This is a genomic window from Pantoea sp. S18 (assembly GCF_045689705.1).
GTDB classification, from domain to species: domain Bacteria; phylum Pseudomonadota; class Gammaproteobacteria; order Enterobacterales; family Enterobacteriaceae; genus Pantoea; species Pantoea symbiotica.
Genome location: NZ_CP142688.1, coordinates 1,336,910 through 1,357,473 on the forward strand (window position 1 = coordinate 1,336,910; position 20,564 = coordinate 1,357,473).

A 20,564-nucleotide genomic window follows, 5' to 3' on the forward strand; every position below is an offset into this window, starting at 1 on the left:
AACCGCACTGGATCAAACCTTCACCGCCCAACCTTTCTGTTTACTGGTTTTGCCAATCCCCGGATTAAAACTGTTGGTAGGATCGAGCTGCTGATAAAACGCCTGCAGCTGCGGTTTTGCCTGATACAGATGGCCGACGTTATGTTCGGCCGGATATTCGGCACCGCGCGCGGCTAATATCGCCAGCATCTTCTCTTTCAGCGCATGCGCATCCACGCCTTTTTTCACGATGTAATCCTGATGGAACACGTGGCAGAAGAAGTGGCCGTAATAGAGACGATGACTTATATCGTTATCGAACTCGGCCGGCAGGCGTTCAAACCACTCTTCATCATTACGACGCAGCGCGATATCCAGCGCCAGAATGTCCTCCACTTCATCGGCATGCACCGCGTGATAGCGCACCGCAGCACCGGCGGCAGCAAAGCGATGCAAGAACGCGTGCGCGCCCTCTTTGGCGTCGCAGGCGAAGAACGCGCCGCCGCCTTCGCGGAAATATTCGGTCAGATAAGCCTGCGCTTCGGCCACGCCGTCGCCAGACATCTTGAGCATCAGGTGATGCTCATATTTATCGCGATAAAGTTTAAGGCGTTTGGGCAGATGCGCCGGTAGCCAGCCGCTGACGCGCTGCAACAGGCGATCGCTGAGATGCGGTTTCACCCAGCTCAGCTTGCCTAGCAAGGCATCCACGCGGCCTTTGAGAGTGAAAAACAGCGGCATTTTGTCGGTGCCGAGTTTGTCGATCATCACGAAGGTATCTTTGCCGTACACCTCGGCGATGTCGAAGATGTCGCGGTGCATATATTCGCCCGCCACCGGCAGATGGGTAAACTCCGCCAGAATATGGCGACGAATATCGCCCAGCTCCGCCGGATTGTTGGTGCCGATATAGAACACCTGCTGCTGCGGTTCGGTAGGGAAAGTATCCAGACGCACGGCAAACACCGCCAGCTTCCCGGCGCAGCCGGAAGCTTCAAACAGGCGGCGCTCATCGGCGTTGAAGCGCGCTGGCGTCTCCGCATTAATATCGCGCACGCGCTCGGCGTATTCGTGATCCGAGGCGTGGCGCTCGTCCCAGCGCACATCACTCTGCTGCCAGCGATCGTCATCCAGCCGTCCCAACATCTCTTCCGGCGAGTGACCCAGATCGATGCCGAGATGGTTTACCAGCTTGAGTTTGCCGCTGGCATCAATCTGTGCAAACAGCGCCATTTCGCTGTAGGCCGGACCGCGTTTGATCAGCGATCCGCCCGAGTTATTGCAAATTCCGCCCATCACCGAGGCGCCAATGCAGGAGGAACCAATCACCGAATGCGGTTCGCGTCCAAGCGGTTTAAGCGCTTTTTCCAGCTGATACAGCGTGCTGCCGGGGAAGGCGAGGATCTGTTTGCCGCTGTCGATCAGCTGCAATTTATCCAGACGCAAGGTACTGATGATCACCACCGGACGATCGTAATCGTTGCCGTTCGGCGTGGAACCTTCGGTCAGACCGGTGTTGGCGGCCTGCATTAAAATGATCGCATCGGCGCTCACCAGCGCCTGCAACGCCCGCCACAGCTCAAGCAGCGAACCGGGAAAAATCACCGCCAGCGCCTCGCCTTCGCCGGAGCGAAAACCTTTGCGGTAGCGCGCGGTTTGTTCTGCGTCGGTTAACAGGTTCGACGATCCGACCAGACGACGCAGTTCGGCGAGCAGAGTAGGGTGCGAAGTGTTGTTATTCATTGGCCTATCCTTGTCTTTAACATGGCGCATTTACTGTAGCACGCGTCAGCGACAGGGTCGCGGTGTGACATGGCGGCTACCTGCTATCCTCATCTTGTGGCAAACTGCCCCGGTTATTTCGATATTGCGCAGTCACTTAAGAGAACCCGACCTGATGAAATGGATTTACTCTGTTAGCCTCGCTGTCTCCTTAGCCATTCAGCCCGCTTTCGCGGACGACTTGTTTGGCCCACATCCGATGACTGAACAGGCGCGCGACGCCTTTGTGAATCAGCTGCTCAGCAAAATGACCCTTGATGAAAAAATCGGGCAGATGCGTTTGATCAGCGTAGGACCGGATACGCCAAAATCGGCGGTTCGCGATATGATTCAGCATGGTCAGGTCGGGGCAATTTTTAACACCGTGACGCGTCAGGATATTCGCGCCATGCAGGATCAGGTGATGCAGCTTAGCCGCCTGAAAATTCCGCTGTTCTTCGCCTATGACGTAGTGCACGGTCAGCGCACCATCTTCCCGATTCCACTTGGCCTGGCGGCGAGCTGGGATCTGGATGCCATCGCTGAGGTGGGACGCGTCTCTGCTTATGAAGCCGCAGATGACGGCCTGAATATGACGTGGGCACCGATGGTTGATGTGTCACGCGAACCTCGTTGGGGACGCGGCTCGGAAGGCTTCGGTGAAGACACCTTCCTCAGCGCACAAATGGGTAGCAGCATGGTAAAAGCCATGCAGGGCAAAAGCGCGGCGGATCGCTTCTCGATCATGACCAGCGTGAAGCACTTCGCGGCCTACGGCGCAGTGGAAGGTGGACGTGATTACAACACCGTCGACATGAGCCCGCAGCGACTGTTCCAGGATTATCTACCGCCGTATAAAGCATCACTGGATGCCGGCAGCGGTGGCGTAATGGTGGCGCTCAACTCGCTGAATGGCACGCCGGCCACGGCGGACAGTTGGCTGCTGAAAGATATCCTGCGCGGCGACTGGAAGTTCAAAGGCATCACCATTAGCGATCACGGTGCGATTAAAGAACTGATTAAACACGGTGTGGCCAGCGATCCGCAGGATGCGGTGCGCATTGCGATGAAATCAGGCATCGACATGAGCATGAGCGACGAATACTACAGCAAATACCTGCCGGGCCTGGTGAAGAGCGGCGCGGTGAGCATGGCGGAAGTGGATGATGCCGCGCGCCACGTGCTGAACGTCAAATATGACATGGGCCTGTTTAACGATCCTTACAGCCACTTAGGGCCGAAAGAGAGCGATCCGCAGGACACCAATGCCGAAAGCCGTTTGCACCGCGCCGAAGCGCGTGATGTGGCGCGTAAAAGCATTGTGTTGCTGAAAAACTGGCGTGAAACGCTGCCGCTGAAGAAAGACGCCACCATTGCGTTGGTGGGGCCGTTGGCGGATAGCCAGCGCGACATCATGGGCAGCTGGTCGGCGGCTGGCGTAGCGAAACAATCGATTCCGCTGCTGCAAGGCATGCGTAATGCGATGGCGGGTAAAGGCACGGTGCTGTACGCCAAAGGCGCGAACATCAGCGACAACAAAGGCATTCAGGACTTCCTCAATCTGTATGAGCAAGCGGTAAGCGTGGATAAGCGCTCGCCGCAGGAGCTGATTGATGAAGCGGTAGCACAGGCGAAAAAAGCCGATGTGGTGGTGGCCGCCGTCGGCGAAGCGCAAGGCATGGCGCACGAAGCCTCCAGCCGCAGCGATCTCGTTATTCCACCTAGCCAACAGAAGCTGCTGGCAGCGCTGAAAGCCACCGGTAAACCGCTGGTGATCGTGCTGATGAATGGCCGTCCTCTGACGGTTGTCAATGAAGATAAGCAAGCCGATGCGATGCTGGAAACCTGGTTCAGCGGCACCGAAGGCGGCAACGCCATCGCTGATGTGCTGTTCGGCGATTACAACCCGTCAGGCAAATTGCCGGTCTCCTTCCCGCGTTCCGTGGGCCAGATTCCGATTTACTACAACCATCTGCCAACCGGTCGTCCGTACAACTTCGCCAAACCGAACAAGTACACTTCGCATTACTACGATGCGGTGAACGGTCCGCTTTATCCGTTTGGTTACGGTCTGAGCTACACCACCTTTACTGTATCGCCGGTGAAGATGTCTTCGCGCACCATGCCGCGTAACGGCTCGGTGGAAGCGTCAGTGACCGTCACCAACAGCGGTAAACGCGATGGCGCAACCGTGGTGCAGCTCTATCTTAACGATCCGGTGGCCAGCATCAGCCGTCCGGTGCAGGAGCTGCGCGGCTTCCAGCGCATCATGCTGAAAGCCGGTGAATCGCAGACCGTGAAGTTTAAGATCGACGTTGATGCGCTGAAATTCTGGAACCAGAAGATGCAGCACATCGCCGAGCCAGGCAAAATCAATGTAATGATTGGACTGGATTCGGTGCGCACTCAGGATGCGCAGTTTGATTATCTGTAAGTAAGCTTGTTGCGCTCTTTGGTTCGGTCAGCATGAACGCTGACCCTACATGTTATGCTTCACTGATTTGTAGGGTCGGCATTTATGCCGACCAGGTCAACGAGCGCACAAACCCATGAACATCCGCGAACGCATCCAACAGCAAGTCTTCCGCCTCAACGGCCTGTCACTCAACGAATTCGACATCTCGCAACCGCCTGGCGATCCCGGCTTATTTGGCCCGGACCACGTTATCTGGCGCGTCCACGGCGACTTCACCTCCATGCTGTGCGGCGGCATCAGCGCGTTGATGCTGCAAATGCTGCATCCGGCGGCGCTGGCGGGCGTGTGGGATCACTCCAATTTCCGTCAGGACATGATGGGCCGCCTGCGCCGCACCAGCCAGTTTATCGCCGTCACCACCTTCGGTAATACCAAGGATGCCAATATCTTGATCGACCGCGTCAAACGTATTCACCTGCGCGTCACCGGTGTCGATAACGCGGGCAAGCCGTATGCCGCCAGCGATCCGCATCTGCTCACCTGGGTGCACGTCGCGGAAACCAGCCGCTTTCTGGCGGCGCATCTGCGCTATAAAAATTCGCAGCTCAGCCTCGCCGATCAGGATCGTTACTATCAGGAAGCGGCATTAGTTGCCGAAGCGCTGGGTGCGCAGCGGGTGCCGAAAAGCGTACAGGCGGTTGAGGCGTATCTTCAGATGATGCGACCCGAGTTGATCTGCGATGCGCGCACGCTGGAGGTGATGCAGTTATTGATTAACGCGCCCGCGCCCAGCTGGCAGGCAAAACCGGCCATGCGCGTAATGCTGAAAGCGGGGATGGGATTGCTGCCGAACTGGGCGCAACAGCAGATCCAGCAGCCGGTTGCGCCGCTGACGCAGTGGCGAGTCGATCGGGAAATGGCGGTGATCGCCGCACTGCTGCGCTGGTCGATTCAGCGCGGCGCTTATACTCGTGCGATGCAGCGCATGGGCCGCTAAAGGTTACAGATGCAGCTCATCCTGCTTGTTCGTGTAGGTGCGCGGCGTGCGCGCTTGACGTTTTAACGCTAGCTGACGTTGCTGATAATGATGCAGCAACATGCCAAGCCCGAGGCCAATCAGCGCCAGCGGCAACAAGCTGTAATAGATATCAATCGGTAATAACACCAGCAATGCCACGCCGCTTAGCAACAAGGTCAGCGACGACATCACCCACGTATAGCGGATAAACAGCCACACCAACATCACGAAAATAACCACATCCCGCAGGTTCAGATCGAGGTTTTGCAGCACCATGATGGCAGCTCCAAAGAGGCGAATGTGCAAACAATATCACGCGAAATTGTAAAAGAATCGCAAATTAATCTGAAGCTTGTCAGCCAGTTAAGCGGCGATTCATAAGCCGCTCTCATCTATTTCCCACCGCACTTTGAGAGTTTTACCCTTGTGTCACATGGCACGAGTGCCGATCCTGCTCTATTCTCGGGGAAAATGGATTCCTCCAGGTAATATCGAGGCGTTATGACCCACCAACCTCTGATTGCTGAGGTGCCGAATCAGCAACACACACTAACCGCGATCGTCGAGCAGGATGCGCGTACGGCTTATTTCTATATCTGGCCGAATGACCTGTTTCGCAGCCAATACGCGGTGCGCGGCTGCTGGCTGCGTAACCTGCTGCCTGCACCCGCGCAGGAAGATCGTGAAGCGATGGAGCAGGGCATCGCGCCGCTGCTGAGTGCCGAGTATTGCCGCACGCTGGAAGCCGAGCCGATGCTCGATCCGGCGGGATTACAGGTGCTGTGGGAGCCCAGCGACGATGGCGCAGCGCTGTGGTATTACGGCCAATTGCTGGCGGTGATCCCCGGCTGGAGCCTGTATCAGGATAAGCAGGTGAGTTTTTCTGCTGCCTGCATCAAAGAGAATCGTCTGACCGCGCCGCTTGGATCGGCCTCCACCAACGATTACTACGCGCGCGCAGAGCAACAGCGCCACTTCTGGCGCGACTGGCACGACGGTCATTTGTGGGATGTGGTGCAGCGCGAGCTGATGCAGTGTTATCAGGCGCAGTTTGGCGAGTCGGTAAAATATTACTCCATCGATCAGGGCAACTGGCCGCCGATGGCGATTTCGCAGCACCTGCACAATGGCGTTTGGTACTTCCTCACCTTGGGCATGGGAATCCGCCCGATGCCGCAGGTGGATCATCTGTTTGACGAGCTGGCCCCGCAGTATCGCCGCGTCGAGCTGGCGATGGCGGTGGATGGCGAAGTGATGACCGAAGCCAACGCGGTGCAGATGGCGAGCGCGCTGGCTGAGTTTGCCCATCTGCCTTGGGCGCGTCTGACCTGGATAGGCGAAGGACATACGCTGGCGTCGGAAGTCGCCCCGGTGGGCTTTGAAAGTTTCCTGCTGGCGAATGATTTAGCGCCCGAAGCGGCGCAGTTCCGCCTGCCGAAACGCGATGGCGATCGCGTGAATCTGCTGTGGTCCACGCCAATTACCGAGGCCGAACGCCAGTTTGCTCAGGCTGACGATCGCGGTGGACAGCAGCTGCTGCAACGTTTGCTGGCGGACGGCAATAATCATGTCTTCCGGCCACGGCAGGAAGTGGTGGAAACCCCCGCACCGTAAATCAGGTCGGCATCGATGCCGACCCTACGATTTTAAATTATCACCCAAATCAACTATTTCACTGCTTTGTGATCCCGCTCACCTCAAGTTCCCCATTAACACGCCGTTAACCTCGATCAGGCAACTCGCCAACCAGGGTAAGGGCACACATAATGTTCAAAACAACACAATCCCGTTTCACCGCGACGCTTGTCGCCTTTTTTGCCGGTCTGATGCTGGTTACCGTGCTGGTAATCAATCAGTTCATCGCGCCGCAACTCTCCGAAAATGAAAGTCGTCTGGTGCGTTACGAAGTGGACGGCTTGGCCGGTCGCATTGTCGAGCAGATGAACCGCGTACAGGCGCAGCAGCGCGCCATTACCGAAGCCGCAGGCGTGATGGACAGCGCAGCCATCGATACCTTGCTGCCCGCCTTAGTTAACCAATATCAGGACAGCAATGTGTTCGGCGGCGGCATCTGGCCGTTACCAAACCGTCGCGATCCCGCCAAAGAGAAAAACAGCTCATTCTTTGCGCGCAACGCCAGTAACCAGCTGCAGGTCAATACCTACTGGAACTCGGATGCCGCCGACAAATACTGGGAGCAATCCTGGTACAAAGATGGTTTAGCCGCGCCTAAAGGCCAGTGCGCCTGGGCGAAAGCCTATCAGGATGCCGCCAGCCCGCAGCCGCGTACCAACTGCGCAATGGCGATCTATCGCGATGGCACCGCGTGGGGCGTGGCGACCATTGACGTGACGCTCGGCTTCTTCAACCAGCTGGCAAAACAGATGGGTGAGGCGATTCAGGGCCGCGTACTGATCGTTGAAGCTGACGGCAAAGTGGTGGGTAACGCCGCGCTGGTAGATGGCGCGCCGAAGCTGGAAAACCTCGCGGATACCCAGCTGCCGATGGCATCGGCGCTGAAAGGTCTGCTGGCGCAGGCGGGCAGCCAGCCCGCGCAAATCACCTTTGAAGGTGAAGATGGCGAACACACGCTGTTCGTGCAGGCGATTGCCGGCAGCCCGTGGTATCTCGCCAGTGATGTGCCGTCGAGCTTGCTGGATGCACAAACCCACAGCATGTTGACGCGTCTTGGTCTGGTGCAGATTCCGCTGGCAGTGATCCTGCTGCTGGTGCTGCTTGGCTTCGTGCGTGCCATGATGAAACGTCTCGCCGTGCTGAACAGCAACATTGAAGCCTTATCGACCGGCGGCGCCGATTTGACACAGCGTCTGCCTGCCAGCAACAGCCCGGAGTTCAACGCCGTGGCGCAGAGCTTCAACCAGTTCATTGCTTATCTGCAAGGCCTGATGCGCCAGGTGGGCGACAGCGCGCTGGCGATTACGGCGGCTTCGCGTGAAATCGCCAGCGGCAACGCCGATCTCTCGGCGCGTACCGAATCGCAGGCCAGTTCGATTGTTGAAACGGCGGCGTCAATGGAAGAGCTGACCGGCACGGTGCGGCAGAACGCCGACAACGCCACGCATGCGAACCAGCTGGCGGACGGCGCATCGCAGGTTGCCGCACGCGGCACCGAAGTGGTACGTCAGGTGGTCACCACCATGGGCGCGATCAATCACTCATCGCGCAAAGTGGTCGATATCATCAGCGTCATCGACAGCATCGCCTTCCAGACCAACATCCTGGCACTGAACGCAGCGGTCGAAGCGGCGCGCGCCGGTGAACAGGGTCGCGGTTTTGCCGTGGTGGCATCGGAAGTGCGCAACCTGGCACAGCGTTCAGCTAACTCGGCGCGTGAAATTAAGAAGCTGATTGAGGAGTCGGTGGCGAATATCGATACCGGCAGCCAACTGGTGGAGCAGGCCGGGCAAACCATGGATGAGCTGATGCAGGGCGTCAGCAGCGTGACCACGCTGATGAGCGAAATCATGTCGGCCAGCCGCGAGCAGAGCATGGGCATCGATCAGGTGAACGTGGCGATTACCCAGCTGGATGGCAGTACCCAGCAGAACGCCGCGCTGGTCGAGCAGGTTTCCGCCGCCGCGCAGTCGATGCAGCAGCAGAGCGTGCAGCTGGAGCAGGTGGTGCAGAGCTTTAAATTGTAAGTTTTGTGGAAGCGGTCGCCATAAATGGCGCCCCTACACCAATCCCACGTAAGGCCGCCATTTATGGCGTAATGCATGTCAGATAAGCAGTGCGCTGAAATCGCAGGGATTCCGCCCGCTAAGCATCTGGCAGTTTCAGAATGCCAAAAGCAGGCGGCCGGGCTAAGGTCCGAATGCGCGGACCTTAGCAATCCGCGCCTTGCGCCGTCCTCGCTGTTCCCTCGCTTATCGCTCCGTCCTACGGACCACGCGGATTCGCCTTCCTGGCTCATGCCGCGTTTTCGCCGACGTCCTGTCGGCTCATCCTGGCCGTCGCTCTTCGCTCGGCGCTGCGGATGGCGCTCAACACCGCCGCCTATGATAACCGTGCCCGAATTGGTTTTTTCGTAGGGTGCGCATTCATGCGCACCAGGTTGCCATGAATGGCAACCCTACGGGATTTATAGCGATTTTGAGTTAAGAATACACACGACTGCTGCAGCACGGGTGTAGAGGCGACATCCTAAACCGCTGAGGGAATGAGGGATTCCAGGGCGAGCCGCATGGATGCGGCGAGAGGTGGCGCTGAGCAGGAGCGAATCGACACCGGTCCGTCAGGAATCGTGAATGAGTGAAGGCACCGCGAAGCGGCGGGTTGGGCTGGCGCAGGGCCCGGGAGTGCAGAGGGCGCGGCCAGGCGTCCTCTGCTCGGTCGCCGCACGGAGGTGCTGCAACTGCCTCAGCACGAGGCGAACGAAAGTCGCTCTGAGCTTAACTGATCGGCATTACGCCATTTATGGCGACCTTCTCACCCTCCGCACACATCTCCTCCATTAACGCCGTTCCCCGCCTTTTTATGCTGAATTGCCCGCCGGCTGCTACGCTTTAATGTGCCCACGTTAACGCACGGAATGTGCGCTATTTCCTCCATCAACCCTGTGGAGGTTGTGTACAATAGCTGCGAATTTTCCGAAGGAGTTGTCATGCCCGCCATTGAAGTTATTCTCGTTGACCACCTCGATCGTCCTATCGGCAAAATGGAAAAGCTGGAAGTGCATGAAAAAGGATTGCTGCATCGCGCGGTGACGGTTTACGTGTTCAATTCGCGCCATGAAGTGCTGCTGCAACGCCGTGCCAGCAGTAAATATCACTGTGGTGGCTTGTGGAGTAATACCTGCTGCAGTCATCCCTATCCGCAGGAATCAACACGCGACGCCGCCGAGCGCCGTTTGCGTGAAGAGATGGGCATGAATGTGGCGTTAACACCGGTGTTTGAGCTGAGCTACAACCTGCCGCTGAGCAACGGGTTAACCGAGCATGAATATGGCCACGTGTTCTTCGCCATCAGCGACGAGCAGCCGGTGCTGAATCCGGAAGAGGCAGACGCGTGGTGCTACCGTTCGATAGCGCAGATTCAGCAGGAGATGCAGGAGAATCCGGCGCAGTTCACGCCGTGGTTTTTGCACACCTTCCCGCGCATCCCCCATACGCTTGGTGAGTTTCGCCTGACGGCGTAATAAGTAGGGTCGCCATTTATGGCGACCTCTGTTAATCCATCACTGAAAATCTTCCGCATCCACGTCGTAACCCGACGGCTCCCAGCGAATCGCCAGCAGCGCCAGTAAGCCAATCAGCGGTGCAAGGAAAATCACCCAGAACACGCCGGTACCAAACGCCGCCACCAGCAGCGGGAAAGCAAACAGCGACACGGTTGAGCTACCGCGCATCAGCGTCTGGTTGAAGCCGACGCCGACACCGCGCAGAGAAGCCGGATAGCTCAGCGAGGCAAACGTCATGGTGTGCGAGCCGGGACCAAAACCCTGACCAAACAGGAACAGCGCCAGCATGGCAATCGCCACCGCCGCCTGTTCGCCGCCCTCCGGACGACCAATCAGCGCTAATCCCAGCAGCGCCACGCACTGACAGGCGTAACCGGCCACCGACATCTTCCACGCGCCAAGACGCGGCACCAGCCGCACCGCCAGCAAGCCGCCGACAAAGGCAAACAGCAGATTCAGCGCCAGCGACACCAGAATGGTGGTCAGCATCGATTGTGCAAAGAAGCTGGAGATAATCACCGGCAGGCCAAACGCCACCGCGTTATAGGCAAACGACGAGGCGATCGAAGTGACGGTAGCCAGAATCGTACGACGGCGATAAACGCCCTGCAGCAGCGCGCCGTAGTTGCGCCAGCTGGCTTTGCGCACCGCTTTCTGCGGCGTCAAATCGGCGTCATCCGCCACCTGCGCGTTGATGTTGTAAGAGTTGCGCAGAATCTCCGCCGCGCCCTTCAGGTTACCCTGATTGGCCGCCCAAATCGGCGATTCACTCATATAGCGGCTGCGAATGGCGATGATCAGCAGCGCAGGCACCGCACCAAAACCCAGAATCAAACGCCACAGCCAATCGGTGTGGCTTTCGGGCAACACCGCATACAGCAGCAGGACCAGCAGATAGGAAATACTGATCGCCGCGTACCACGTCGGACACCACATCGCCACGCTGGCAGCCTTATTACCTTGCCCGCGCAGCTTGGAAAACTCGGCGAGAAACGCCATCGCCACCGGCAAATCGATCCCAACGCCGAGGCCCATCACAAAGCGCGCACCGGCCAGCACATACTCGTTTGGCGCAAACGCACAGGCTAACGCCGCCACCACGAAGAAGAACATATCGGCCATAAACACACGATAGCGGCCGATTTTGTCGGTGAGATAGCCGCCAATCAGCGCCCCGACAATCGCACCAAAGGTAATCGCCGATGCCACCATGCCGGTGCCCGCTGGCGTAAGCTGGAACTCACGCGTCACGTCTTTGATGCCAAAGGCTAATGCGCCGAGATCGTAGGCGTCGAGGAACACGCCGCCCAGCGCAATGGCGATGACGATACGCGCGTTGCTGCGCGATTCGTCGCTGTTATTCACTAGCCCGGAGACATCGGCCGCGCTGCGGATCCATTTGGTCTCGCCGGTTGGTGTATTCCCTGCCTGCGCGACGTGCGCCGGAGAAGCTAAGTCGGTCATGATGTTTTGTAATTTATTGTAATGAGTGGGACTGTGAGCATAAGCCGCCACCGAAGCATCGAAAATTCCATTTAATTATATGTGCTGCGTTTTGGTTATAACCGTTGCGATATTGATAGCAAAAAAAGCACGAAGTAAGCCGCTTGACCGCGCCCATCCCGATTCGCCAGGCTACGCTTGATAGTCACACAATGAAAACAAATGAGGGAAGCGAGATGATAAAGCAGGGTTTATTGGGAATGATTGCATTGGCAATGAGCGTGGGTGCAGCGCAGGCGGCGGAACCGGTCAAAGTCGGTTCCAAGATTGATACCGAAGGCTCGCTACTCGGCAACATCATCCTGCAGGTGCTGGACAAACACGGGGTAAAAACCGTCAATAAAATCCAGCTCGGTACTACGCAAGTGGTACGCGGTGCGATCACCGCTGGCGAGCTGGATATCTACCCGGAATACACCGGCAACGGCGCGTTCTTCTTCAACGATGAGAAAGATACCGCGTGGAAAAACGCCCAGCAGGGCTACGAGAAAGTGAAGAAACTCGACGCCGAGAAAAATCATCTGGTGTGGCTGACGCCCGCGCCGGCCAACAATACCTGGACCATTGCGGTGCGCGGCGACGTAGCGCAGAAGAACAACCTCAACTCGCTGGACGATCTCAGCGCCTACCTGAAAAAAGGTGGCACCTTCAAGCTGGCCGCCTCGGCGGAATTTATCGAACGTAGCGATGCCTTACCGGCGTTTGAAAAAGCCTACAACTTCAAGCTGGAGCAGGCGCAGCTGCTGTCGCTGGCCGGTGGCGACACCGCCGTGACCATTAAAGCGGCGGCGCAGCAAACCTCTGGCGTGAACGCGGCGATGGCGTATGGCACCGACGGTCCGGTGGCGGCGCTAGGCCTGCAAACGCTGAGCGATCCGAAAGGCGTGCAGCCGATTTATGCGCCTGCGCCGGTAATCCGCGAAAGCGTGCTCAAGCAATATCCTGACATCGGCAACTGGCTGCAGCCGGTCTTCAGCAAGCTGGATGAGAAAACCCTGCAGCAGCTAAATGCGCAGATCGCGGTGGATGGTCAGGATGCCAGCCAGGTCGCGAAACAGTGGTTACAGACCAATAAGTTGCTGTAAGCAGTGTCGTCGTTGTTACTCAGACCGCGCCAGCAGCCGGTGCTGCTGGTGTTAATCACGCTTATTACGCTGGCGCTGTTTGCCTTACCGCTGCTGAGCTTTGCTGCCAATCGGTTGGTCTCCGGCCAGCCGCTAACGTTCTGGCAGGTGACGAACAGCGCACTGCTGTTGATTCCCCTGCTGTGGCTTTGGCAGAGCTTGTGGTGGTCGCCGCGCCGCATCCACGCGATAACGGTGCTGCTGGCGGCGGAGTTGCTGCTGGCCTTGCTCATCTGGCTGGCCGGACAGCAAGCAAGCGAACTGGCGAACAGCGGCAGCCCGCTGGCACGTACCGCGTTTGGTAGCGGCTTGTGGTGCGCGGCGGCGCTGGCGCTGCTGCTGGCGGCGGAAGCGATACGGCAAATCACGCGCAGTACGCCGTGGCGCATTGTGCTCAATCTACAAATCTGGCTATTGCCGCTGGCGCTGTTACTCAGCGGTCATCTTGATCGTCTCTCGCTTATGAAAGAGTACGCCAATCGCACGGCGGTGTTTGACGCGGCCTTCACGCAGCATTTGTGGCTGCTGGGCGGCACGCTGCTGCCGACGGTAATCATCGGTTTGCCGCTCGGCCTGGCGATTGCACGCCGTCCGCGCTGGCAAAACGCCGCGTTTAGCGTGCTCAATCTGATCCAAACCGTGCCGTCGGTGGCGCTGTTCGGTTTACTGATAGCGCCGCTGGCGGGATTAGTGGCGCATTTCCCGGTTTTGGCCCGTTGGGGCATCAGCGGCATCGGCATCGCACCGGCCTTGATTGCGCTGGTGCTCTATGCGTTATTGCCGCTGGTGCGCAGCGTGGTGGCCGGTTTGCAGCAGGTGCCGCAGGAAGTGCGTGAAACCGCGCGCGGCATGGGCATGAGCGCGTGGCAACAGTTCTGGCACGCCGAGCTGCCGCTGGCGCTGCCGGTGTGGCTCTCCGGGCTGCGCGTGGTGGTGGTACAAACCGTTGGCCTGGCGGTGGTCGCAGCGCTGATTGGGGCAGGCGGATTCGGCGCCATTGTTTTTCAGGGATTACTGAGCAGCGCGCTGGATCTGGTGCTGCTGGGTGTGATTCCGGTGGTGGCGCTGGCGGTGATTTTTGATGCACTGCTGCGTCTACTGTCGGCACTGCTGGAGAGACGTCATGATTGAATTTCACCAGGTGAGCAAAGTGTTCGCCGGCAAAGAGGCGATACGTAACCTGTCGCTGAAGATTGAGAAGGGCAGTTTTACCGTGCTAATCGGCACGTCCGGTTCCGGCAAATCGACCACGTTGAAGATGATCAATCGGCTTGTCGAACACGACAGCGGCGAAATCCGCTTTGCCGGAGAAGCCATCGAAACCATGGATGCGCGCGCGCTGCGCCGCCGCATCGGCTACGCCATTCAGTCGATTGGCCTGTTTCCACACTGGAACGTGGCGAAGAACATCGGCACGGTGCCGTCACTGCTCGGCTGGCCGCAGGCGAAGATCAACCAACGCGTCGAGGAGCTGCTGGCGCTGCTCAATCTCGATAGCCATCTGGCGACGCGCATGCCGCATCAGCTGTCGGGCGGACAGCAGCAGCGCGTCGGCGTGGCGCGTGCGCTGGCGGCCGATCCCGAATTGCTGCTGATGGATGAACCCTTCGGCGCGCTCGATCCGGTTAACCGTCTGGCGCTGCAACACGAGATGCTGCGCATCCAGAAAATGTCCGGCCGCACCGTGGTGCTGGTGACGCACGACATCGACGAAGCGCTGACGCTGGCCGATCAACTGGTGCTGATGGACGGCGGCGAAATCGTGCAGCAGGGCAGGCCGATCGATCTGTTGACGCAGCCGGTGAATGATTTTGCCCGCGAGTTCTTTGGTCGCAGCGAGCTGGGCGTGCGTTTGCTGGCGCTGGGGCGTGCGGGCAGTGCGGCGCGGCGCGGTGAATGGCTTGACGCCGAACCAATTGCCGCATCGCTGACGCTGCGTGAAGCGCTGTCGCAGTTTATTGCGCGCCGCACCGACAAATTACCGGTGATCGATCAGCATCAGCAGCCGCTCGGCGTGCTGCACTTCAGCGATCTGCTGCGCCAGCGGGAGGCGAGCTGATGCGGCTGTTACGCGATCCGCTTTACTGGCTGTTGGCGGCTTTTCTGCTGCTGCTGTGGGGCTTGCCGCACAGCGGTCCGCTGTTTGCCCACTGGTTTCCGCAGCTGGAGCGTCCGCTCTATCAGCAGGAGAGTTTCTGGCGGCTGGCGCTGGCGCATCTGGCGTTAGTGGTCAGCGGCAGCCTGTTGGCGTTGCTGGTTGGCGTTGGCTGTGCGGTGTTTGCTACGCGTCACGCCGGTCGCGCCTTTCGTCCGCTGCTGGAAACGGTGGCTGCGGCCGGGCAGACTTTTCCGCCAGTAGCGGTGCTGGCTATTGCAGTGCCGGTGATGGGATTTGGTGCGACGCCCGCGGTGATGGCGCTGTTTCTCTACGGCTTGCTGCCGATTTTACAGGGCACGCTGGCGGGCTTAGATAGCGTACCGGCCAGCAATCGTGAAATCGCGGTCGGCCTTGGCATGGGGCCGTGGCGACGCTTGTGGCAGATTGAGCTGGCGCTGGCGGCACCGGTGATTATGGCGGGCGTGCGAACCTCAGTGATGATCAACATCGGCACGGCAACCATCGCTTCCACGGTGGGCGCGGAGAGTCTGGGATCGCCGGTGATTATCGGTTTGAGCGGCTTTAACACCGCCTATGTGATTCAGGGCGCGCTGCTGGTGGCGCTGCTGGCGTTGATCTGCGATCGCCTGTTAGAGCGCGTGCAGCGCAAACTTAGTTGGTATGCACAATGAGGCTGTAGCCGACCAGCATCATGCCGCCCATGCCGCCAAGCGCCATGATGGCAAACAGGGAACCGATGAGGAGTTTATTCCAGTTCATGTGAAGACCTGAGAAAAGAAATTTAGGGCGGCATGATAACGCGCACACCACGCCAGGCAAAGGCCGTGTGTGCGATTTTTAGTTACGCGGGATCGTGCAGGTGAATGGCAAAACCTTGTGCCTGCCAGTGCTCAAACTGCTCGACCTGACGACGCGTCGGCTTTTTTCCGGTCCAGATAAACAGGTTTTGTCCGGGGAATAACTCAGGGCGCGGCATATCCAGCGGCTCTGCCAACACATCCATGCGCCAGCCTTGCTGCGACAAACGCCAGGCTTCCAGCCAGATGCGGGTACGATCTTCCACCGCCCAGCCAATCATCAGCGCATCTTTACCGGCTTTTTTACGCCCACCGGCCAGACAAAACGCCACATAATCAATCAGCGCGCCATCAAGCAGGCTGCACATGGTGCGCGCAGTATTTTGATCTAAACCGAGACGCTGACGAACCGGCACGAACACGTGATCGATCAGCGCATCTACCGGATGTTCCCGGCCAATGGTGGCAATTTTGACGCGCAGTTTCGCCGGGCGAACGTGACGCAGCACGCTCATCAACTCTTCCTGCAGCGCCGACCAACCGTCATGTACATTGACGGTGGCGCCTTCCAGCAACGCTTTTACTTTGCCGACGGGCACGCCGCTCTCTATCCAGCGTTTTATCTCTTCGATACGCTGAACATCTTCATCATCAAACTGCCGATGACCACCTTCGGTGCGCTGGGGTTTTAACAGACCGTAACGTCGCTGCCAGGCGCGAAGCGTTACCGGGTTGATTCCACAGCGTTCGGCCACATCCCCGATACTGTATAAGGCCATAGACTCCTCGAAAATACTGACCTGCATAACAACACCTTAACCCCCACGCTTGGGTTGTACAACGATTTTTTAGTTGTACAACTTGACCTTGTTTAGGATTCGTAGTGTTATCTCATATATGAGATTTATTTCCCATAAATGAGAGGTGAAGATGTCTGCTTCTGATACTGACGATCGACTGGCGGCACGACTGGCCGAATTACGCGTACAGCGCGGTTGGTCATTAGATGATTTGGCGATGGCGACCGGCATCAGTCGGGCGTCATTGTCGCGCATTGAACGCGCTGAAACGAGCCCCACAGCCGCTTTGCTTAACCGGCTGTGTGTTGCTTATGGATTGACCATGTCGCGCCTGCTCAGCGAGGTGGAAGAGGAGGCCGCGCTGCTGCTAAAAGCAGAGCAACAGCCGGTGTGGCGCGACGACGCCAGCGGTTTCCAGCGCCGCAACGTATCACCGCCCGCCAGCCACTTTAAAGCGGAAGTGGTGGAAGGCGTGCTGCGTCCCGGCGCGCGCATTGATTACGACGCGCCGCCGATTCAGGGACTGGAGCAGCACATCTGGCTGCAATCGGGCGAGCTGACTATCAGCATGGACGATCAACACTGGACCCTGCAGGCGGGTGACTGTCTGCGCTTCCATCTCACCGGTAAATCCGCGTTTGCCGCCCATGCCGAAGGCGGCGCGCGCTACATTTTGGTGGTATGCAAACCATGATTGACATCGAACGTCTCAGCGCCACCCAGGCGCAGCCGCTGTTGGCGGCATTGTGTGATGTGCTGCAGGGCTGCGTCGCCGACGGCGCCAGCGTGGGCTTTATTGATGCCAGCGATCGCGCGGCCATTGAGCGTTTCTGGCAGGACAAAATTTACAGTCTGGCGAGCGGCGACAATCAGTTGCTGGTGGCGTATCAGCAGGGCGTGATTGTGGCGACGGTAATGGTGGGATTCAGCGCGATGCCGAACGGTCGCCATCGGGCGGAGATCAGCAAGCTGCTGGTGCATCCGCGCGCCAGACGGCAGGGCATTGCGCGCCGCCTGATGCAGCAGGCCGAACAACTGGCGGCAGAGCAGGGCAAAACCTTGCTGGTGCTGGACACGCGCAGCGGCGACGTGGCGACGGATTTGTATTTGTCGATGGATTGGCAGATTGCGGGGTCGATTCCAATGTATGCCGAGTCAACTGAAGGTGTGCTGGATGCGACCACGGTGATGTTTAAGCTGCTGCGTTGACCAGGTCGGCATAAATGCCGCCCCTACGTAGGGTCGCCATTAATGGCGACCTCTGCAAAACTCTGCACCAAATCAGTGCGCCGCCTCTCCCTCTGCCACGCCCAGCGCCTGCATAAACAGCCGGATAATCGGGTTTATTTTGCGGCCTTTCTTCATCATCAAACAAAACGGGTTTTCACGGCGAATCGAATCATCGCCCAACTCACACAGCTGACCACGCGCAATAAACGCGGCGGCATAATGATCCGGTAAATAACCAATAAAATGGCCGGTTAAAATCAACATGGCGACAGATTCAACCTGAACTGCCTGCGCACCGCTGTCCTGCAACGGAATGATGCGACGATCGTCGCGTGGCGTCACATATAAATGATTAATGATTTTCTGCTCACGTAATATTTCCAGTGAGATATTTTTATCACACGAGCCGGAATATAAAGGATGTGACATGGAGCAATATAATTTTGAATATTCCTTATAAAGCGGGAAGTAATCAAAATCACTTTTCATTTCATAAACCGGTGCAATGCCACAATGAAAACGGCCTTCACTGATGCCACGTTCAATATCATCTAATTGCGCGGTTTGCAGTCGAATTTGTACCTTTGGCGCTTTCTGGTGCAGCTGTTGCACCGCCGCGGTGACCGGTGATTGCGGATCCGAAATAGTGTTATCCACCACGCAAATCGCAATGTCGCCCAGCAGTTCGTTGCGGCTGTTATGCAACCGCTCGCGAAACAGATTCAGCGAGACGAACAGCTCCAGCGTGGCCTGATAGACGTTGATGCCGTATTGCGTCAGCTCAAAACCTTCGCGTCCACGGCTGCACAACGTCATGCCGAGACGAATTTCCAGATCGGAAACCTGTTTACTGATCGCCGCCAAACCAATATTGAGTTCGTGACTGGCAGCGGTTAATCCGCCGGCTTCCACCACGCATTTAAATACCCGCAGTAATTTTAAATCGATATTACTCAGTGCCAGAACCGCATTATCGCTGCGATTATTTGCATTGTTTCCGGACTGGGAAACTTTACTTTCCATTTTTGCTATTCAACTCCGGAATAATTGCGGTGAAAGTACAGTGAACCTGAAATAGGCCCTATTTACCAGTGTAGCCATAAAATAAGTTTTTATTATCTCAACTGGCTCAACCATATCTTTTTCATATCGCTGATGATTATCTGTAAGGGGAAATAGCATGTCTGATAATGCCGAACTGTTATGGGGCGCGCGTTTCAAAGCGGCACCGGCGGCGAGTTTAACCGCGCTGTCTCGTAGCCCGGATTATTACTTTGCATTGGCACCTTACGATCTGGCGGGCTGCCGGGCGCATGCCCGTGAACTGGCGCGCGGCGAACTGCTGAGCGCCGAAGAGCTCAGCACCATGCTGGACGCCATTGACGCGTTAGACGCCGATTATCGCGCCGGTCAGCTGCATCCAATTGCCGCCGACGAAGATGTGCACACGTTTATCGAACGCGCGCTGACCGAGCGTTTAGGCCCGCTGGGCGGCAAGTTGCGCGCCGGGCGTTCGCGCAACGATCAAACCGTTAACGACCTGCGTCTCTATCTGCGCGACAACGGACGCAAGGTGGTCAGCGCCTTGCTGACGCTGCAGCAGGCGCTGGTCGAGCAGGCGGCGCAGCACACCGAAAGCGTCGCGCCCGGTTTCACACATTTGCAGCAGGCGCAGCCGATTGTGTTCGGCCATCAGTTGCTGGCCCATGCGCAATCTTTTGCCCGCGATATTGAACGCATGCAGGATTGGGATCGCCGCAGCGCACGCTGTCCGCTCGGTGCGGCGGCGATGGCCGGCTCTGCCATTGCGCGTCAGCCGGAGCAAGCCGCCGCCGATCTCGCTTATCTCGCGCCGTGTGAGAACTCCATCGATGCCGTTGCCAGCCGCGACTACGCCGCTGAATTCCTGTTCGTCACCAGCATGATCGGCATCAACCTGTCACGCCTGTGCGAAGAGGTGTGCATGTGGGCGTCCCGCCAGTTCCGCTGGGTTGAGCTGCACGACAGCTACGCCACCGGCAGTTCCATCATGCCGCAGAAGAAAAACCCGGACATCGCCGAACTGACGCGCGGTCGCTCTGGTCGCCTGGTCGGCAACCTGATGGCGCTGCTCACCACCATGAAAGCGATGCCGCTCTCCTACAACCGCGATCTCAGCGACGACAAACGCAACGTGATTGATGCGGTGGATACGCTGCTGCTGGTGCTGCCAGCGATGGCGGGCATGATGGCGACGCTGAAATTCAACACCGACGTGATGCGCGAGCAGGCGCCGGATGGCTTCACGCTGGCGACCGAAGTGGCCGACTGGCTGGCGATGCGCGGCGTGCCGTTCCGCGAGGCGCATGAGATCACCGGCCAGCTGGTGCAGCTGTGCGAGCGCGAAAACTGCGGTCTGTCGGATCTCAGCGATGCGCAGCTGCACGCGGTGGATGCCCGCTTAACGCCGGACGTACGCAGCGCCCTGACGCTGGAAGCGGCGCTGGCGGCCCGCAGCGGCTACGGCGGTACCGCACCGGCACGCGTGCGTGAGCAGTTGGCACGTCTGCAAACCCTGATGCAGGACCAGCAGCGCTGGACCGAAGATTACGCTGGCCCACGCGCCTGAGGAGAGCTC

At 58.2% G+C, this 20,564-nt stretch carries 17 protein-coding genes; 12 read left to right on the plus strand and 5 right to left on the minus strand.

Annotation, left to right across the window (positions count from 1 at the left end; genetic code table 11):
* Positions 1 to 12: 12 nt before the first annotated feature.
* Complete coding sequence (gene dld, locus VIJ98_RS06065) at positions 13 to 1,722, minus strand: D-lactate dehydrogenase (RefSeq protein WP_154153241.1); 1,710 nt, start codon at positions 1,720 to 1,722, stop codon at positions 13 to 15.
* Positions 1,723 to 1,876: 154 nt separating this feature from the next.
* On the opposite strand from dld, the gene bglX reads away from it, so the two are divergent.
* Positions 1,877 to 4,174 carry a beta-glucosidase BglX gene (bglX, locus tag VIJ98_RS06070; RefSeq protein WP_323272752.1) on the plus strand — a complete coding sequence of 766 codons (2,298 nt, stop codon included), beginning with the start codon at positions 1,877 to 1,879 and terminating at the stop codon, positions 4,172 to 4,174.
* Positions 4,175 to 4,289: 115 nt separating this feature from the next.
* The gene (locus VIJ98_RS06075; RefSeq protein WP_154153236.1) at positions 4,290 to 5,153 is read left to right on the plus strand and encodes an oxygenase MpaB family protein; all 864 of its coding nucleotides are present in this window, start codon (positions 4,290 to 4,292) and stop codon (positions 5,151 to 5,153) included.
* A gap of 3 nt (positions 5,154 to 5,156) precedes the next feature.
* Here the strand turns inward: VIJ98_RS06075 and VIJ98_RS06080 are convergent, their stop codons facing one another.
* Positions 5,157 to 5,450, minus strand: a complete 294-nt coding sequence (locus VIJ98_RS06080; protein WP_008102643.1) for a hypothetical protein — start codon at positions 5,448 to 5,450, stop codon at positions 5,157 to 5,159.
* 225 nt (positions 5,451 to 5,675) lie between these two features.
* On the opposite strand from VIJ98_RS06080, the gene VIJ98_RS06085 reads away from it, so the two are divergent.
* From VIJ98_RS06085 to idi, 3 genes are all read left to right on the plus strand, one after another.
* Positions 5,676 to 6,788, plus strand: a complete 1,113-nt coding sequence (locus VIJ98_RS06085) for a suppressor of fused domain protein (protein ID WP_008102641.1) — start codon at positions 5,676 to 5,678, stop codon at positions 6,786 to 6,788.
* Positions 6,789 to 6,940: 152 nt separating this feature from the next.
* Complete coding sequence (locus VIJ98_RS06090) at positions 6,941 to 8,836, plus strand: methyl-accepting chemotaxis protein (RefSeq protein ID WP_323272756.1); 1,896 nt, start codon at positions 6,941 to 6,943, stop codon at positions 8,834 to 8,836.
* 962 nt (positions 8,837 to 9,798) lie between these two features.
* Positions 9,799 to 10,332 (plus strand): isopentenyl-diphosphate Delta-isomerase, encoded by a 534-nt coding sequence (gene idi, locus VIJ98_RS06095; RefSeq protein ID WP_061717291.1) that lies wholly within the window; start codon positions 9,799 to 9,801, stop codon positions 10,330 to 10,332.
* Positions 10,333 to 10,371: 39 nt separating this feature from the next.
* On the opposite strand, the gene VIJ98_RS06100 is transcribed toward idi, so the two are convergent.
* Complete coding sequence (locus tag VIJ98_RS06100; RefSeq protein WP_154181421.1) at positions 10,372 to 11,838, minus strand: MFS transporter; 1,467 nt, start codon at positions 11,836 to 11,838, stop codon at positions 10,372 to 10,374.
* A gap of 215 nt (positions 11,839 to 12,053) precedes the next feature.
* Between VIJ98_RS06100 and VIJ98_RS06105 the strand changes: the two genes are divergently transcribed.
* From VIJ98_RS06105 to VIJ98_RS06120, 4 genes are read left to right on the plus strand one after another with little or no spacing between them, the layout of a single operon-like run.
* The gene (locus VIJ98_RS06105; RefSeq protein ID WP_323272762.1) at positions 12,054 to 12,962 is read left to right on the plus strand and encodes an ABC transporter substrate-binding protein; all 909 of its coding nucleotides are present in this window, start codon (positions 12,054 to 12,056) and stop codon (positions 12,960 to 12,962) included.
* A 3-nt stretch (positions 12,963 to 12,965) separates the two neighbouring features.
* Positions 12,966 to 14,132: an ABC transporter permease gene (locus VIJ98_RS06110; RefSeq protein ID WP_323272764.1), complete on the plus strand. Its 1,167-nt coding sequence runs from the start codon at positions 12,966 to 12,968 to the stop codon at positions 14,130 to 14,132.
* Positions 14,125 to 15,060, plus strand: coding sequence for an ABC transporter ATP-binding protein (locus tag VIJ98_RS06115; RefSeq protein WP_154153219.1), 936 nt, complete (start codon positions 14,125 to 14,127; stop codon positions 15,058 to 15,060). Before VIJ98_RS06110 ends, VIJ98_RS06115 begins: the two co-directional genes overlap by 8 nt.
* Positions 15,060 to 15,791, plus strand: a complete 732-nt coding sequence (locus tag VIJ98_RS06120) for an ABC transporter permease (RefSeq protein ID WP_061717283.1) — start codon at positions 15,060 to 15,062, stop codon at positions 15,789 to 15,791. The genes VIJ98_RS06115 and VIJ98_RS06120 overlap by 1 nt, the downstream gene beginning before the upstream one ends.
* Positions 15,792 to 15,961: 170 nt before the next feature.
* Here VIJ98_RS06120 and VIJ98_RS06125 read toward each other — a convergent pair whose 3' ends face one another.
* Positions 15,962 to 16,696, minus strand: a complete 735-nt coding sequence (locus VIJ98_RS06125; protein ID WP_008102616.1) for a MerR family transcriptional regulator — start codon at positions 16,694 to 16,696, stop codon at positions 15,962 to 15,964.
* Between the two features lie 151 nt (positions 16,697 to 16,847).
* Here VIJ98_RS06125 and VIJ98_RS06130 point away from each other — a divergent pair, with 151 nt between their 5' ends.
* Both VIJ98_RS06130 and VIJ98_RS06135 read left to right on the plus strand, forming a co-directional pair.
* Complete coding sequence (locus VIJ98_RS06130; protein ID WP_179451485.1) at positions 16,848 to 17,411, plus strand: helix-turn-helix domain-containing protein; 564 nt, start codon at positions 16,848 to 16,850, stop codon at positions 17,409 to 17,411.
* Entirely contained in the window at positions 17,408 to 17,926 is a 519-nt protein-coding gene (locus tag VIJ98_RS06135) for a GNAT family N-acetyltransferase (RefSeq protein ID WP_258144809.1), read from the plus strand. The genes VIJ98_RS06130 and VIJ98_RS06135 overlap by 4 nt, the downstream gene beginning before the upstream one ends.
* Before the next feature lie 72 nt (positions 17,927 to 17,998).
* Here VIJ98_RS06135 and VIJ98_RS06140 read toward each other — a convergent pair whose 3' ends face one another.
* Positions 17,999 to 18,970, minus strand: a complete 972-nt coding sequence (locus VIJ98_RS06140) for a LysR family transcriptional regulator (RefSeq protein WP_154153209.1) — start codon at positions 18,968 to 18,970, stop codon at positions 17,999 to 18,001.
* Positions 18,971 to 19,127: 157 nt separating this feature from the next.
* Between VIJ98_RS06140 and argH the strand changes: the two genes are divergently transcribed.
* Positions 19,128 to 20,555 (plus strand): argininosuccinate lyase, encoded by a 1,428-nt coding sequence (argH, locus tag VIJ98_RS06145; protein ID WP_323272769.1) that lies wholly within the window; start codon positions 19,128 to 19,130, stop codon positions 20,553 to 20,555.
* Positions 20,556 to 20,564: the final 9 nt, after the last annotated feature.

Coding starts and splice junctions, on each gene's coding strand:
- VIJ98_RS06125 (WP_008102616.1), bottom strand. CDS start 16,696: ATGGCCTTATACAGTATCGGGGATGTGGCCGAACGCTGTGGAATCAAC.
- VIJ98_RS06105 (WP_323272762.1), top strand. CDS start 12,054: ATGATAAAGCAGGGTTTATTGGGAATGATTGCATTGGCAATGAGCGTG.
- VIJ98_RS06085 (WP_008102641.1), top strand. CDS start 5,676: ATGACCCACCAACCTCTGATTGCTGAGGTGCCGAATCAGCAACACACA.
- VIJ98_RS06130 (WP_179451485.1), top strand. CDS start 16,848: ATGTCTGCTTCTGATACTGACGATCGACTGGCGGCACGACTGGCCGAA.
- argH (WP_323272769.1), top strand. CDS start 19,128: ATGTCTGATAATGCCGAACTGTTATGGGGCGCGCGTTTCAAAGCGGCA.
- idi (WP_061717291.1), top strand. CDS start 9,799: ATGCCCGCCATTGAAGTTATTCTCGTTGACCACCTCGATCGTCCTATC.
- VIJ98_RS06135 (WP_258144809.1), top strand. CDS start 17,408: ATGATTGACATCGAACGTCTCAGCGCCACCCAGGCGCAGCCGCTGTTG.
- VIJ98_RS06080 (WP_008102643.1), bottom strand. CDS start 5,450: ATGGTGCTGCAAAACCTCGATCTGAACCTGCGGGATGTGGTTATTTTC.
- VIJ98_RS06120 (WP_061717283.1), top strand. CDS start 15,060: ATGCGGCTGTTACGCGATCCGCTTTACTGGCTGTTGGCGGCTTTTCTG.
- VIJ98_RS06100 (WP_154181421.1), bottom strand. CDS start 11,838: ATGACCGACTTAGCTTCTCCGGCGCACGTCGCGCAGGCAGGGAATACA.
- VIJ98_RS06075 (WP_154153236.1), top strand. CDS start 4,290: ATGAACATCCGCGAACGCATCCAACAGCAAGTCTTCCGCCTCAACGGC.
- VIJ98_RS06140 (WP_154153209.1), bottom strand. CDS start 18,970: ATGGAAAGTAAAGTTTCCCAGTCCGGAAACAATGCAAATAATCGCAGC.
- VIJ98_RS06115 (WP_154153219.1), top strand. CDS start 14,125: ATGATTGAATTTCACCAGGTGAGCAAAGTGTTCGCCGGCAAAGAGGCG.
- bglX (WP_323272752.1), top strand. CDS start 1,877: ATGAAATGGATTTACTCTGTTAGCCTCGCTGTCTCCTTAGCCATTCAG.
- dld (WP_154153241.1), bottom strand. CDS start 1,722: ATGAATAACAACACTTCGCACCCTACTCTGCTCGCCGAACTGCGTCGT.
- VIJ98_RS06090 (WP_323272756.1), top strand. CDS start 6,941: ATGTTCAAAACAACACAATCCCGTTTCACCGCGACGCTTGTCGCCTTT.